At 69.2% G+C, this 14,415-nt stretch carries 13 protein-coding genes; 2 read left to right on the forward strand and 11 right to left on the reverse strand.

The features are described 5' to 3' along the window. Nucleotides 1-48 precede the first annotated feature (48 nt). Nucleotides 49-1,020 (reverse strand): hypothetical protein, encoded by a 972-nt coding sequence (locus FHR38_RS07655; protein WP_184534015.1) that lies wholly within the window; start codon nt 1,018-1,020, stop codon nt 49-51. A gap of 84 nt (nt 1,021-1,104) precedes the next feature. Then, nucleotides 1,105-1,902 (reverse strand): aldo/keto reductase, encoded by a 798-nt coding sequence (locus tag FHR38_RS07660; protein WP_246446376.1) that lies wholly within the window; start codon nt 1,900-1,902, stop codon nt 1,105-1,107. Nucleotides 1,903-1,970: 68 nt separating this feature from the next. Here FHR38_RS07660 and FHR38_RS07665 point away from each other — a divergent pair, with 68 nt between their 5' ends. After that, complete coding sequence (locus tag FHR38_RS07665; protein WP_184534016.1) at nt 1,971-3,407, forward strand: MGH1-like glycoside hydrolase domain-containing protein; 1,437 nt, start codon at nt 1,971-1,973, stop codon at nt 3,405-3,407. 155 nt (nt 3,408-3,562) lie between these two features. Here FHR38_RS07665 and FHR38_RS07670 read toward each other — a convergent pair whose 3' ends face one another. The 7 genes from FHR38_RS07670 to FHR38_RS07700 all read right to left on the reverse strand — a co-directional run bounded on the left by FHR38_RS07670 (nt 3,563) and on the right by FHR38_RS07700 (nt 10,511). Then, the gene (locus FHR38_RS07670; protein WP_184539370.1) at nt 3,563-5,374 is read right to left on the reverse strand and encodes a glycoside hydrolase family 15 protein; all 1,812 of its coding nucleotides are present in this window, start codon (nt 5,372-5,374) and stop codon (nt 3,563-3,565) included. A gap of 101 nt (nt 5,375-5,475) precedes the next feature. Further along, nucleotides 5,476-5,868, reverse strand: coding sequence for a cupin domain-containing protein (locus tag FHR38_RS07675; protein ID WP_184534017.1), 393 nt, complete (start codon nt 5,866-5,868; stop codon nt 5,476-5,478). A gap of 68 nt (nt 5,869-5,936) precedes the next feature. Then, a complete protein-coding gene (locus FHR38_RS07680) occupies nt 5,937-6,848 on the reverse strand; it encodes a hypothetical protein (protein ID WP_184534018.1) in 912 nt (303 codons plus the stop codon). Between the two features lie 154 nt (nt 6,849-7,002). Next, a complete protein-coding gene (locus FHR38_RS07685) occupies nt 7,003-7,416 on the reverse strand; it encodes a hypothetical protein (protein WP_184534019.1) in 414 nt (137 codons plus the stop codon). Between the two features lie 286 nt (nt 7,417-7,702). Beyond that, nucleotides 7,703-8,842, reverse strand: a complete 1,140-nt coding sequence (locus tag FHR38_RS07690) for a hypothetical protein (RefSeq protein ID WP_184534020.1) — start codon at nt 8,840-8,842, stop codon at nt 7,703-7,705. Nucleotides 8,843-8,927: 85 nt separating this feature from the next. Continuing rightward, complete coding sequence (locus FHR38_RS07695) at nt 8,928-9,665, reverse strand: hypothetical protein (RefSeq protein WP_184534021.1); 738 nt, start codon at nt 9,663-9,665, stop codon at nt 8,928-8,930. A gap of 90 nt (nt 9,666-9,755) precedes the next feature. Continuing rightward, a complete protein-coding gene (locus FHR38_RS07700; RefSeq protein WP_184534022.1) occupies nt 9,756-10,511 on the reverse strand; it encodes a hypothetical protein in 756 nt (251 codons plus the stop codon). A gap of 191 nt (nt 10,512-10,702) precedes the next feature. Here FHR38_RS07700 and FHR38_RS07705 point away from each other — a divergent pair, with 191 nt between their 5' ends. Further along, nucleotides 10,703-11,869, forward strand: coding sequence for a hypothetical protein (locus FHR38_RS07705; protein WP_184534023.1), 1,167 nt, complete (start codon nt 10,703-10,705; stop codon nt 11,867-11,869). A gap of 46 nt (nt 11,870-11,915) precedes the next feature. On the opposite strand, the gene FHR38_RS07710 is transcribed toward FHR38_RS07705, so the two are convergent. Both FHR38_RS07710 and FHR38_RS07715 read right to left on the reverse strand, forming a co-directional pair. Further along, nucleotides 11,916-14,003, reverse strand: coding sequence for a hypothetical protein (locus FHR38_RS07710; RefSeq protein WP_184534024.1), 2,088 nt, complete (start codon nt 14,001-14,003; stop codon nt 11,916-11,918). After that, entirely contained in the window at nt 14,000-14,287 is a 288-nt protein-coding gene (locus tag FHR38_RS07715; RefSeq protein WP_184534025.1) for a hypothetical protein, read from the reverse strand. Before FHR38_RS07715 ends, FHR38_RS07710 begins: the two co-directional genes overlap by 4 nt. Nucleotides 14,288-14,415: the final 128 nt, after the last annotated feature.

Raw genomic sequence — 14,415 nt, forward strand, 5'->3', positions numbered from 1 at the left:
GGCCGGGCTCGGTCCGTGATCGCACGACCGAGCCCGGCTCGCCGAGCGTCACACCGAACCCAGGTCCAGTGGATGCAGGGCGGCGCGACGCGAGCCGTCGTCGGGCATGAGCGCGGGCCCGAGCTCCAGCTCGGCACCGGGCTGCCGGGCGTCCGCGAAGACCACCCGGCTGAGATCGTGCCCCGGCAGGTCGCAGGGCTGCCCCGGCGGCAGGATCGGTGCCAGGGCCCGGAACACGGACCGGACCCGGTCGGCCCGGTAGTCCGCCGGCGCGTCGGTCGCCCGCAGCAGTGCACCGCCGTGCGCCAGCGGCACCACCTCGTGGAACGCCCCGGAGCTGCGGAACGTGGCCGAGCCACCGACCCGTGTGGTCAACTCCTTCGGGCAGACGGTCACCCACTCGTAGCCCCGCAGCCGGTCCCGGCTGGTCCGGGCCGACTCCTCGTCGCGCCGGTACAAAGCCAGGTCCAGCATCGTCGCCGGCGACACGGTCTCCGCGTTGACCACGATCTCGCCGTACGCCGGATCGGCCGCGTCCGCCACCAGCCGGGTCAACTCGACCAGCGCCGGAATCACCAACGGCAACCGGTCCGGCCGGTTCTGGAAGCCGATCGACACCTGGAGCTTGACGTGCCGCCGCTGCGCGAACCGGAAGACGTAGAGGTCGAGTTCGGAGGCGATCGAGGAGGGTACGACGTCGAACCAGTGCGCCGACAACTGGAACAGGTCCTCGGTCAGACCCTCCGCCCACCCGGCGGGCCGCCGACGCCGCCCCCGACCCTCGGCGTTCTCCTCGTAGGCGCTGATCGATCTCGTCGGCTCCGGTGCCCCCAACGGCTGCACGAACGGCAACAGCAACCGGCACGCCTCGTCGTACCAGAGCTGCAACAGCGGGGCGACCCGATCCAGATCATCCCCGTGGTCCAGATAGAGCAGGCAGGTCGCGAAATCCGGTTTCGGTCCGCCACTCGGTGCCCAGGATGCGACGGGTCCGCCGTCGCCGAAGTAAGTTCCGTCCACTCCCACTTCCTCCCCCGATTCCACCCCCACGGCTGTCAAGCAGCCACCGTAGCGGTAGCGGTCCAGGAACAGGGGGTAGTGCGGTCAACCGGCGATCGCGTCGATGTCGCGTCGCTCGTCGTCGGTCAGCGAGAACCCGAAAATGTCGAAGTTCGTCCTGATCCGTTCCGGGGTCACCGACTTGGGGATCACCACGATGTCATGGTCGAGATGCCAGCGGAGCACGACCTGCGCCGGGGTGACGCCGTGCGCCTGGGCTACCCGTACCAATACCGGATCGTCGAGGTCGGTCTTGCGGAACGGGCTGTACCCCTCCACCACCACTCCCCGGTTCCGGTGCTCGGTGAGCAGTTGGGCGTCGAACTTCGCCGGACTCCACGGAATCTGGTTGACCGCGGGTGCCTCGTCGGTGGCCTGGATCAACACGTCCAACTCCGGGAGGCTGTAGTTGCTCACCCCGACCGCCCGGGCCAGCCCCGCGTCGCGGGCGGCCAGGAACTCCCGCCACGTCGCCAGCCCGGCCGCGTCGGCCGGCGGCCAGTGGATCAGCCACAGGTCCACGTAGTCGGTGCCCAGGTCGGCCAGACTCCGCTCGATCGTCTGCCGTTCCGCGCCGGCTTGCTCGGGCGGCAGTTTCGTGGTCACGAAGATCTCCTCGCGGGACACCCCGCTGTCCCGGATCGCCTGGCCCACCTCCTTCTCGTTGCCGTACATGGTCGCGGTGTCGATGTGCCGATAGCCCGCGTCGAGCGCGTCACGTACGGCCTGGTAGCCGTCGCGTCCCGTTGCCTGCCAGGTCCCGAAGCCGAGCAGCGGCATCCGGACCTCGCCGGTCAGCAGGACGGTGGGTTGGTCGCCAAATTGGTCAGCAGCTTTGATCATGCGGCCAGTTATACCCTGGACAAGTTGCCAATAAGCTGCCTTTTCCGGCGACGGACGTTAGGTCAGTTATGGCCGACCACCGGGAAGATCTGCTCCAGGCCCGGATCCGTGAGGTCCTGGACGCCAACTGGACCGGTACGCACACCGTCCCGTCGCGCACGCTCTACCCGCACCAGTGGAGCTGGGACGCGGCGTTCATCAGCATCGGTCTGGCCCGGATCGCCCCGGACCGGGCCTGGCGCGACCTACGCAGCCTCTTCTTGGCTCAGTGGCCGGACGGCCGGGTGCCGCACATTGTCTTCGACCCGGGTGTCGCCGAGCGCGACTACTTTCCCGGCCCGACGTTCTGGGCCGCGCCGGCCAGAGCCGGCGCGGCCGCAACAGCGGGGCCAGCCGGCACGACCGGACCCGCTACTACGTCCGGACCAGCTACTACGTCCGGAACGGCGGCGTCGGCACCCGGGCCTCGGGCCCCGACCGCCGCCGAGATCCGGTCAGGGTCGCCGACGACGGGCAGCACCGGCATCGTCCAGCCCCCGGTGCACGCCCTCGGGGCCTGGGAGGTCTACCGGCGCACGCCGGACGAGACAGGGGCGGCACAACTGCGATGGCTCTATCCCCGGCTCGTCGCCCAGCAGGACTATCTGTCCGGCGCCCGGGACGTCGGTGGCGGTGGACTCGCCAGCATCGTGCACCCGTGGGAGTCCGGCCTCGACAACAGCCCGGCCTGGGACACCGCCCTGGCCGCCGTACCGGTGGTGGCCGACCTGCTTCGCCGGCACCGCCGCCGGGACAACCAGGTCGGCCTGGTCGACCACCGGCCCACCGACGACGACTACGCCCGCTACCTGGCGCTGGCCGCCGCGTACCGGGATGGTGACTACCAGGACACCCACCTGGCCGACCGGCACCTGTTCCTGGTCGAATGCCCGGCGTTCAACGCGCTACGCGGCGTTGCCGAGTTGGCGTTGGCCCGCATCGCGGAGGTGGTCGGCGGCGATCCGACCGGGCACCGGACGCGCGCGGCGGCCATCACCCGGGCCCTGGTCGACCGGCTGTACGACGCCAGGACCGGGATGTTCCACGCCCTGGACGTACGGACCGGCCGGCTCAGTCCGGCCCGCTGCGTCAACGGCCTGGTACCGCTGGTCCTGCCCGATCTGCCCGGTCGACAGGTGACCGAGCTGGTCGCGACGCTCCGGTCTTCGCGGTTCGGGCTGACCAGCACGTCGGCGGTGCCCAGTTACGACCGGACCGCCGCCGACTTCGACCCGGTGCGCTACTGGCGCGGACCGGTCTGGCTGAACATGAACTGGTTACTGTGGCGGGGACTGCGCAGCCACGGTCGCGACGAACTCGCGGCGACGCTGCGAGGCACGCTGCTCGACCTGGTACGCCGCTCCGGCTGCCACGAGTACTTCCACGCCGACACCGGAGCGGGCATCGGCGCACCGGCGTTCAGCTGGACCGCCGCCCTCACCCTGGATCTGCTCGGTGCCGACTGACATCTGCCCCACTCGACCAGACCGAGGGCTGCCCCACTCGACCAGACCGAGGGCTGCCCCACTCGACCAGGCCGAGGGCTGCCCCACTCGACCAGACCGAGGGCTGCCCCACTCGACCAGGCCGAGGGCTGCTCCACTCGCCCAGGCCGACCGGCTCACCGACTCGGCACGGACTCGGTCAGCCGCCAGGCGGCGTTGATCAACCCGATGTGGGACAACGCCTGCGGGGTGTTGCCCAGGTGCGCCCCGTCCGGGGCGAGCTGCTCGGCGAAGAGGCCGACGTCGTTGGCATGCGCCACCGTACGGTCGAACAGCTCCACCGCTCGGTGGTACTCGCCCGCCAAGGCCAGGCACTCGACCAGCCAGAACGTACACAGCACGAAGCCGGCCGGGTCACCGGACCAACGCCGGACCAGACCGTTGACGGTGAGCCGGGACTCGATCGCGTGGATGGTGGCGCGCATCCTCGGATCGGTGGCCGGCAGGAAGTGCACCAGGGGCAGGATCAGCACGGAGGCGTCGAGTTCCGGTGAGCCGAACGCCCCCGTGTAGGCATGCACCTCGTCGTTCCAGCCGCTGTGCAGCACGGCGAGCCGGATCTCGTCCCGTACCGCCGCCCAACGCTCGGGATCGGCCCGCTCGCCGAGCAGCGGCGCGAGCCGTACCGCCCGCTCCAGGGCGACCCAGCACATCACCTTCGAGGAGAGGTAGTGCCGTTCCTGGTCCCGGGCCTCCCACATGCCGGCATCGGCCTCCCGCCAGGTGGCGGCGGCCTGGTCAGCCAAACCGACCAGTAGTTCGCGTAGCTCCTCGTCGAACTCGTGCAACTGGTCCCGCATCCGGTACGCGGCCTCCAGCACCTCGCCAAGCACGTCGAGCTGACGTTGCCGCCACGCATCGTTGCCGGTGCGGACCGGCCGGCTCTCCGCATAGCCCCGCAGGTTGCCCATGACGTTCTCGGCGAGATGCCGCTCGCCCTCGACGCCGTACATGATCGGCACCGGGCTGGCACCGATCCGGCCGGCGGACCGGGCCGCCCAGCCGAACAACCGGGACGTCTCCTCCGGGCAGGCCCCGACCCACAGGGCGTTCATGGTGAAGGCGAAGTCGCGCAGCCAGGCGTATCGATAATCGTAGTTTCGGTCCGCGGCGAGCTGCTCGGGCAGGGATGTGGTTGCGGCGGCCACCACCGCGCCGCTGCGCTGATAGGTCAACCCCTGGAGCACCAGCGCGCTGTGCCGGACAAGTTCCGGGTAGAGCCCCTGGTAGCGATGGGTTTCCCGGATCGCCCGCCAGGCCTCGACGGTGTCGGGGATGGTGGCGACCGGGTCGAGTTCGGCCGGGGCCACGGTGTCGTAGGCGGGGGCGTACGCCACGTCGAAGCCGAGCACCTGCCCGGCGGTCACCTCGAACTCGCCGTACACCCGGCCGGGCTGGCAGGTCAGCGGCACCGGCGCGCGCAGGGTGACGGTGGTCGGGCCGGCGGCGGCCACCACCCGGTCCGGCTGGCGGTGCAGGTACGGCGTGAGCAGCCCGTACTCCGGGCGGGGTACGAAGTCGACGCGCATCCGTACCGTGCCGGTGAGCCCTTCCACGACCCGCACCAGTACGGCCGGCGAGGCCCGGCCGAGTTCGTGGCCGCGGGCCCCCGGTTCGACGGCGAGCGCTTCGGTGACCGCCACGCTGCCGCTGCCGGTGTGGTGCACGGTACGCAGCACCAGCGTGTCGGGAAGATAGCTTCGTTCGACGTACGGGCCCGGCCCGCTGGCCGATTCCGCCTGCGTCTCGCTCTCCTCCGTCGGGGCGAGGGACCAGTAGCCGGCCTGCGGGTCGAGCAGCCGCCCGAAGACCGATGGGCCGTCGAAGCGGTCCGGACACCACCAGTCGACCGAGCCGCCCCGGCTTACCAGGGCGGCCGAACGACAGTCGGACAGGAACCCGTAGTCGGAGATGGGTACCTGCGACACCGGGTGGGGGCCGTCATGGTCGGTGACGAAGGATACGTTCGGCACGCCTGCCCGGTTACCCGGTTCTGCCCCGCTCAGCCCTCCACCCGGGATTCCAGTGTTCAGGAGGTCGGCGGCTCGTCCTTGCCTGCTTCCTCGGCCGCGTCGGCCTGCTCCTTCGTCTTGTGCACCGCCTGGTCGGCATGCTCCGGCGGTCCGTAGACGGTGTAGAGGACGAGCGGGTTGGGACCGGTGTTGACGAAGTTGTGTTTGGTGCCCGCGGGAACGACGACGAGATCCCCCTGGGCCACCGCCTTCTTCTTGCCGGACACCCGGGCCTCGCCCGTGCCGCTGACGAAGGTGAGGATCTGGTCGGTGCCCTCGTGCACCTCCTCACCGATCTCGCCGCCGGGCGGGATGGTCATGATGACGAGTTGGGTGTGTTCACCGGTCCACAGGACCCGGCGGAAATCCGGACTCTTCTCGGCGACTGTGGCGATAGTGAAGTGCTCCATGCCTGGCCACATACCCGGCGAGAGCGCAACCTACGCACCATGGGGCGCAGCCGGGACGGTAATGCCGATCACCCCGCCGTGGCGTCCTGCGGCGGGTCACCCCGACCGACCTTCCACAGGCAACCCACGACGATCATGGTGACGCCGACCAACAGGGCGAGTACGGTCCCGGCCTGGGCCGGATCCCCGATGTCGCCCAGCCCGGGACCGGTGCCCGCCACCCGGACGGCGCTGGCGAGGTAGACCTCTGACACGTCCCCCGGATCGGGATACCGCACGTCCCAGGTCAACAGCGTCTCGTCGAGCGGTTCGACGGTGGCCAGCGTGGTGAACGCCAGGCCCAGGCCGGACAGTAGTTGACCACCCCGACCGAGGGCCGCACCGGCTGCGACGAACGCCGCCCCGGCGAGAACGAGCGCCAACAGCAGCCCCAGAACCGAACCTTTCCACTCGGTCCGGCCCTCGAACTTGCTCCATGCCATCAGTCCCACGTGAACGAGCAGAAGGCCCGCCCCGACCAGCGCGCCGATCCGGGCGGCCCGGGGCGATCGCCGGGCCGGTGCCGCGAGCACCGCGACGCTCAGGGCGGCGTAGCCGGCCACCATCAGGAGGAACTGCCAGGGACGGAGCCCCATCGACTCGAACGGACCGGGTACCGACGCATCCGCCAGCGGAGAATAGGAGAACCAAGCGGACGCGTTCCGATCAGCAGTCGACAGGAATCTGGTGGGCCCCTGGTCAGCCTCCGCCGGTTGGAGGTAGCCGACCAGAGCGATGGCCCCAAGCGCGGAGAGACCGCCGAGCAACGCGAGGCGCACCCGGGCGGGGGCGGTACGTCCGGCGAGCACCGCGTAGCCGACCAGCGCCCCCCAGGCCAGCACCTCGGCGTACGGGAGGATCGGCGCGTTGAAGAGCAATCCGGTGACGTGGATGACGGTGAAGCCGCCGGACGCGGCGAGCAGACATCGACGGATCAGCACCCGGGAATGCTGCCACAGGCCGGGGACATTCTCGGAGACAGCGCACACGGGCCAGGGACGTCCCCGACGCCTGGACGGGTGGGCCGGTGCCGGCCCCCGGGGTAGGTCCCGGGAACCGACACCGGCGGTCATCTCCTGCGGGTGCTGGGCGCGGTCAGGAGAGGACGGCTAGGTGGAAGGCGCGGTCGGCTGCCGCACCTGCCGAGGTGAAGGTCTGGACAAAGACACCATTGGCGACACCGGAGCGGCCGACCACAGCGATCTCACCGGAGGGTGAGGTGCCGACGTTCCCGGGCAGCCCGAGGGTGCCGATGTAGGCGGAGCCGGTCACGTCGTGGCTGAAGACCACCTGGTACGTCCCGGTGCTCAGCCGGGCCGAGGAGACCACCCCGAAGCCCCGGACCAGGGCGCCGCCGGCGGTGACCACGGCGAAGAAGGTCTGCGCGGTGGGGGGCATCCCAGCGGAGGTCGCGGGGACGAACTCGGCGCCTACCTCGTCCGGAGCGGCGCTGGCCGGCGGCTGTTCGTCGGCACTGTGCTTCGCTTGGGCGCTACTGGATTCGGACATGCTGCCACTCCTTGCTGAGGCGGGCCATGGACGGCCCAGGACCAACGGGTTTTGCGGCGAAAGTACTGATCAGCGAGGAAAGAGAACTCGAACATGATCAATACCTATTTACATCGATAGGTTAGCCAGCCGCTAACCCCTGAGACCAGATGGCACACCTGTACAATCATGGACACAGGCCGATATCTCTGAATAACTTTCGCCTTACGCAAAGATCGCCCGTATCGGACTCAACTCATCCGGGTCGACAGCTCATTCGGCTCGGCAACTTCCTCGGGTCGACAGCTCATCCGGGTCGGCGGCGGTCACGTAGCCGAGCGGCACCACCAACCATGACGAGGACCACCCCGGCCACGCCAGCGAAGAGGACCACGCCGAGCAACGCCCGTCGACCCGCCCGCGTCGCGTCGTCCGACTCCCGTGCGGCAGCACTCGGCAGCACCGCCGTCCGCTCTGACGCCGATGCAGTGGGGGCAGCCTGAGCCGGCCCGGTGGGCACGGCATGCCCCGGCCCGGTCGGCGCCGCACTTGCCGGCCCGGCAGGTACCGCCGACGGATAACGCCGGATGACCGGCCTGGTACCGGCTGGCGCATCGCTGACTTCGGAGACGGTGACCAGAAATCGCCCATCCGGGGTGTAGCTGATCGACTCCCCCTGCGGTTCGTCCGGTAATGGAACCGCGGTTGGCTTGCCCTGGGTAATCGCCTTGACCGGATCGCCGTCGGCCACCTTGAACTCGAACGCGTCCGCATAGGTACGCAGCACCACCCGGGTGCCATCCGCCGCAGTGGCCGCACCGGTGACCACGAACCGGCCAGCCAACCCGAACGGATTACTCGTCCGGCTCGTCGGCAACCGGAACTCGCCAACCGCCGTCAGCCGTACGGTCTTGTTGGCGCGTAGCGGTTCCGCTGGCGCGTACAGCCGGGGGCGGAAGGGGTCCTTGGTGACGATGATCGGCGTACCGTCGCCGGTCAGTAGCAGCGCCTCGGCGTCGCGGGCACCATCCGGATAGCTGAGCCGGTGGATCACGGGCGATGTCGATCCCGGCAACAGTTTCCAGAGCGCGACAGTCTCCCGTGCCGCGTCGTTGTCGCCAACGTCGGCGACCCACAGGGTGCCGTCCGAGGCGAGCGCCAAGTCCTCCGAATCGCGGGGGCGGGACGGATAGGAGACCGTTCTGGTCACCGCACAATTGCGGTTGAGATAGAAGATCCGCCGTCGGTTGGCGACGTCCGAGCTGTCGTTGATGACGACGTAGCCGTTGTTGGTGGCCACCATTCCGGAGATCTCGTCAAGCCGCTCGTCGTCGATCTCACAGACCTCGACCCCGGTCGGTGCGGCGGCGACGGCCCCGGCCGCCGCGACGGGGATCGGGGTGGTGGTGCCGGCGACGACGCCCAGCACCAAGCTGACGACGATCATGAGCCGGTGCACCCGCCCAGTTTTCCACGGTGCAACCATCCCGGCACAACGATCCGACGCAACGCCGCTCGCCACGGGCCGGTCCTTACTCCCGGACGAACACCACCGAGTCCGACTTCCCCGCCTCCCTGATCGTCAGCTCGTCGCCGGACGAACGCAGGTTTGCCCACAGCGTGGCCTTGTCATCCGAGTCCGAGCCACAGTCGAACCTGATCGTGTACTCGAATCGCGCGGGCGAGTCGATCTCTCCTACGCAGGACCGGCTCCGGTTGCTCAACATTGCCGTGCCATCCGAGTTGATGGTGAGCACGACTCGGCTGGCGCTGTCCTGGCCGTGCCACTGACCCGCCACCCGGTCCAGCCGGGCCCCCTCGGTGAGACCGACGTAGGGTGCCACGACATTGAGATACAGCGCCGCGCCGACCACCAGGACGACCACCGCGACGGCGATTCCCACCACGATCCCGGTCTGGCTCAGCCCCGAACCTCGCGCCGGTCGGTCGACTGGCCGGATGCCATCACCTGCCGCCGCAGCGATCGGTAGCTGCCCGACCAGCTGACGCAGCGCATCGGCGAATCCGGCGTCCGCCTCGGCCTCGGCGGCCACGGCCTGCGTGGCATCCCATCGGGCGACGGGGTCGGCAGGTCCGGCCTCCAGCGTACGCAGGATACGTCCGCCGATCGGCGACCCGCTCAGGCGTACAGCGACAACGCCGTAGAGCCGATCGACAGTGGACTCACCGAGTGCGGCGGTGTGAGCGGTCCCGACAGCAACAATCCGGTCGGCCACGACGTCGACTGCCGTACGCGCCACGTCGAGCATGGCTCCCCACCTTCCCAGTGGTCGTCGAAATGTGTCCACACTCTACTGTCGGGACACAGCCTGACGAGTTACCACTCGCCGACCGGTTACTCACGTTCGGTCGAGCACAACCCGCACGGACTGCCCCGGCCAATCGAGCGTCAACCGGTCACCGTCCGGGGACAGTTCCGCCGTCAGCGCGGTCTCAATCAGTCCACAGTCCACTCGAATCGTGTATTCGGATCGGGCGGGAGAGGTGACCTCCCCCGCACAGGACCAGATGCGGTTGGCCACCGTCGCCACGCCATCGGGCCCGATGGTGAGCACGAGTTGACCGCCGCCGACCTGGCCTCGCCACTCTCCCGCCACCCGGTCCAGCCGGTCCGCCTCGGTCAGGCCGAGACGGGGTGCCACAAGGTTGACGTAGAGCGCCGTACCGAGCACCAGCAGGACCGCCGCGAGCGCGACGCCCACCACGATCCCGCCCAGGTGCAACCTCGGCCGCCGGGCTGGCCGGTCCGGCGGCGGGACCGGATAGCTGACCGCCTGACCGGGATCACTGATCGGCTGCGTGGGATGACTGGCTGACTGGCCCGGATGGCCGACCACCGTGGTGGGCAGTTCCGCGACCAGCCGCCCCAGCTCACTGGCGAACCAGGCATCCGACTCTGCCTCGGCGGTCACGGCCTGTATGGCATCCCATCGAGCAGCGGGGTCGGCAGGGTACGTCTCCAGCGCCCGCAGGAAGCGTCCGCCGATCGGTGACCCGCCCAGGCGTACGGCGACAGTGGCATAGAGCTGGTCCACAACGGACCCGGTGAGCGGGGCGGTCTGCGCATCGCCCACGGCCAGAATTCGGTCAGCCACGGTGGCCACCGCCGTACTCGCCAGCTCCAGCACCGTTCCTCACTTTCTGACCTCTGTCGATGCGCGCCATCAACCTACCGCCGTGGCCAGGGTTGAAGAAGCCCACTGTGGCTCGACAAAGGTCGCTCACCACTCACCCCCAATCACTGCAAGCAATGACTTGGCTACCCAAATGACATAGACTCGATCCGATGGCGAGCAGGGAGGTCCCGTTGTACGCATACGAGAAGCCCGATGGGCCAGCCGACCGGAACCGACACCCCCGTCCGCCGACAGTTACCCCCCACGCACCTGCCTCGCTGGTCGTACCCCCTGGTCTGCCGGCCGCCGCCACCGCCGCGCGGTTGGTGGCGCTCCAGCGCGCGGCCGGAAACACCGCAATCGCCCGCCTGCTCGGCGGAAGCGGTCCTGCGGAACGGGCTACGGACCGGGCCACGCCGGATCGGCCGCTGGCGGTCCAGCGCGCCAACTCCTACACCGACGAGGCTGCGACCATCTCCCACTACGAACCGAAGATCCCCACGAATTCCGCCCCCTACCACGCCAGGGATCTTGTCGTCCGGAGACCAAGGCAGGTGGCCGGGACTGTTTCCCCGACCGGCACCAAGGGCCGGCCCGACGCGCCGGCCCCGTGGGCGATGGTCCAGCTCGCGGAGGCGTACCGCGCCGCTCGGATCAACGCCGAGCAGACCAGCGGCAAGCACTATCCGCACATCAGCGTCGGCGACGTCTGGCGGGACCTACTAGCCGGCGCAGGTGCCGACCGAGGCCACATCATGGGCCTGGAGTTGGGCGGAGATGACATCTCCGAGAACATCGTGCCGCAGTGGTCGTTCAACCAGCAGTCCGGCCCCTGGCGCAAGCACGAGAAGGCCCTTCGCGCCTCCAAAGGGGCCACCGTCGAGTTCACCGTCAACTACGCGTCCGACCAGGGTTCGTGGCGCAAGGCCATAATCCCTAGAAGTATCGAGTACTCCGTCGTTGGTGGGCCGGTCACCACCTGGGAAAACGCCCCGGACGACAACGACCTCTTCCGATCTGGTGCCAGTCCCGACGACCACAACAAGGCGCTGTTCGAATTCGTCAGGACCCAGGCTCCCCCTGGCACAGTGTGCACGGAGGCGAAGATGGACGAGTACGCCTTCAAGGCGCTCGCCGACGCCATGGCCCGACACCAGGATCATGAGGCGTACGTCAAGGCACGCAAAGCGAACGTCAAGCCGGTCTCGCAATACGACGCCCGCTTGGCGCGCATCACCAAGTCGCACATCGAGAAGCGGAAGCGCACCTCGCTGATCAAGAAACTCGAGGCGAGCGGCCGGATAGTCAAGAAGAACAACAAGTACGAGATCCGGTGAGGTCGGGCCAGCCGGCCGCTGGAAAGACGGTCCAGGCGATCCCACATCAGAACGGGCCAAGACCGATTGCGGTGAGGGCGATCTCAGCGGTTCGGGCAGTGGCGAGATGCCGGACGGTGTCGCGTTCGTGTAGGTAGAGCTGGCATCCGGTGTCGTGGTAGCGGATGCTGACCGGGTCTCCGGCGTGGTGTCGGCCGAGGCGTCGGATCAACGGCACGGGGTCTTCGACCAGCGGCGCGGGCTGCGGGGTCTGCGGGACACGGATGGCCTGGTACAGGTCGGTGGGCACCGCCGCGTGGATAGCGTTTTCGAGGTATTCGAGAAAGCATTCGGCGGCGGCTTCGACGCTGGGTCGGTAGGGGCGCATGTCGACGTCGATCGCCTGGTCAGGCGCGATCATCTCGATGTTCCAACCTTCGCCGTGAACACAGCGCGGGTCGTCAGCGTTGAATCGGTGATCCTCAAGGGTGACCACCAGGGTTTGGTGCAGCCCCAGGGCGAGCCGGATCAGCTCGGTCAGCCGCGCGGCCGGTGGCCGGGCGACACTGATCAACACCCGGCCAGCGGGTTGGTGGCCGCTGGCGTCGGCGATGTACTGCACGTACGGGTCGACCCCGAGATGATCGACGGTAACGATCCCTTCACGTACGTCCTGGCCAACGGGCTGACCGCCATCAAGATAGGTGAGGTCGACCGGTCGGGCCTGGAGCACGGCGGCCCAGTGCCGCAGCTGGTAGTGGCGGGGCAGTTGGCAGACCGGCTTTCCGCCCGGCTGGGTCGCGACCTGCGGTGCGGTGGCTGGTCGGGCCGGGGAAAGCCAGTTGAGGTGCAGAATGCCCTCGGCCTCGTCGGTAAGCGTCACCACCGCACCCCGGTAGACCCGGCGGCTGCCCCGACAGGTGTGGCACGGCCCGGATTCCGCAGCCACCCCGAGACCTTGACAGCCGGGGCAGTCCGGATCAGGCGACCGGTCGCCCAGGGTGCAGAGGCAGCGCCGAAGCCGATGTGCCGGGTCGCAGTCCGGGCACGGGTCGTACGGAATCGGCTCGCCCCGCCACAACGGCGCGGGCGGTTCCCAGGCCCGTGACAGCGCGGTCACGGTCTCGCGGACGACCTGCCCGGTGCTCTGCTCACGCAGCACCTCGGTAACGTCACCCGGGCAGAGCCGGGTGTGCTGCCAGCGGCCGTCCCGCCAGATCGCCTGCGCGCCAGCCGCTGGGCCGGCGAGGCCGTCCAGGTCGGCGTGGACCCGCCGTTCGACCTGGTCCAGGTCCACATTTGGCAGCCCGGAACGGTCCAGCCGATGCGGCCGCAGGTAGTGCGCCGGGGCGGTCAGCGACCGGTCGGCCAGGCCTAACATCGCATGCGCGATCGTGGTGGCCGCCACCGCCGCCGGCAAATCGTCGGCCCAACCCCGCTGACCGACCGGCACCCCAGCACCGGGCAGCTCGTAACGAATGTCCCAGTTCAACCGGCCGTACCGGACCCGCCGGACCTCCACCACCAGGTCCAGGCAGCACAGGTCCGCCAGGTGACACAGCCAACCCAACTCGGCGTCCAGATCCCGAGTGGGTGCCGGCTCGACCCGACCGAACCAGAGCCGCCACGGATGCCAGGAGTGCCGGGCTATCGCCTGCCCTTCCCACCGCCAGCGGTCCGCCACCGGCAGGTCCGGCCGCCAATCAGTCGGCAGCAGGATGCTCTCTCCGGTCACGGGCCGACGCGCGTCATAGGCGTCCCAGAACTCGGCCGCACCCACCTCGGCGGCAAGGGCGGCGACGATCGGCGACAGGGCCAGCTCCCACCGCCCGCCCGCGTTGCGTCGTGGCTCCACCCCACCGGGTACGACATTCGCCGAGCGCACCGCACCCGTGTCCACGTTGACCACCGTCAGCACCAGTTGCGCCCGCCGCTGACCTGTCCGACCGCAGTAGCTGCAATTCTGGGCCACGTAGCCGCTGCCCCCGCACAACTCGCACCCCTGATAGGCGCAACCGTCGGCCCCCTGGTCGTCAGCCTCCGCATCGATCAGAAAACGGTCGCCCCAACCAACACACCGGCACAGGTTCAATGTCTTGGCCAGCCCTTCGCAGTGGTCACAGACCACCACGGGCGGCGAGAACAGCTCGGTCACGATCGCAGCCCACCCCGAGGTTGGCACGACCCCTCATGGTCGGGTCGCCGTTCGCAGCGCCGCCCGTTGGCGACCAACTGGGAGCAGAAGACCCGATGGTGAACGTCCTGCTCGTCCTCGTACGTGACGGTGGCCTCGCCGCCGTCCAACTCGTCCAGGAACGCCAGCGACCGCACCAGGGTCCTGGCGAAGATCAGCGCCGAACTCAGGTCACCTGCCGTGAACGGCAGATGTGCCACGTACCGCGCCGACTCGACCGGCGCGACCTTCCGTACCTCATCCACGGGATCAGACCACCCTTTCCGCAGCTCATCGGGGATGAAGGGGCGGCCCGGCACCCTGCCGCAGGGGCCGGGCCGCCCACGCTGCCAGGAGGAAACCCCGGGGGACGGGATTGGCAGCGCACAGCAAC

The organism is Micromonospora polyrhachis (assembly GCF_014203835.1).
Taxonomy (GTDB): domain Bacteria; phylum Actinomycetota; class Actinomycetes; order Mycobacteriales; family Micromonosporaceae; genus Micromonospora_H; species Micromonospora_H polyrhachis.

What these genes read in the sequence shown, in the direction of transcription:
- FHR38_RS07695 (WP_184534021.1), bottom strand. Translation starts at nt 9,665, where the DNA reads ATGCTCGACGTGGCGCGTACGGCAGTCGACGTCGTGGCCGACCGGATT.
- FHR38_RS07675 (WP_184534017.1), bottom strand. Translation starts at nt 5,868, where the DNA reads ATGGAGCACTTCACTATCGCCACAGTCGCCGAGAAGAGTCCGGATTTC.
- FHR38_RS07660 (WP_246446376.1), bottom strand. Translation starts at nt 1,902, where the DNA reads ATGATCAAAGCTGCTGACCAATTTGGCGACCAACCCACCGTCCTGCTG.
- FHR38_RS07705 (WP_184534023.1), top strand. Translation starts at nt 10,703, where the DNA reads ATGGCGAGCAGGGAGGTCCCGTTGTACGCATACGAGAAGCCCGATGGG.
- FHR38_RS07690 (WP_184534020.1), bottom strand. Translation starts at nt 8,842, where the DNA reads ATGATCGTCGTCAGCTTGGTGCTGGGCGTCGTCGCCGGCACCACCACC.
- FHR38_RS07685 (WP_184534019.1), bottom strand. Translation starts at nt 7,416, where the DNA reads ATGTCCGAATCCAGTAGCGCCCAAGCGAAGCACAGTGCCGACGAACAG.
- FHR38_RS07665 (WP_184534016.1), top strand. Translation starts at nt 1,971, where the DNA reads ATGGCCGACCACCGGGAAGATCTGCTCCAGGCCCGGATCCGTGAGGTC.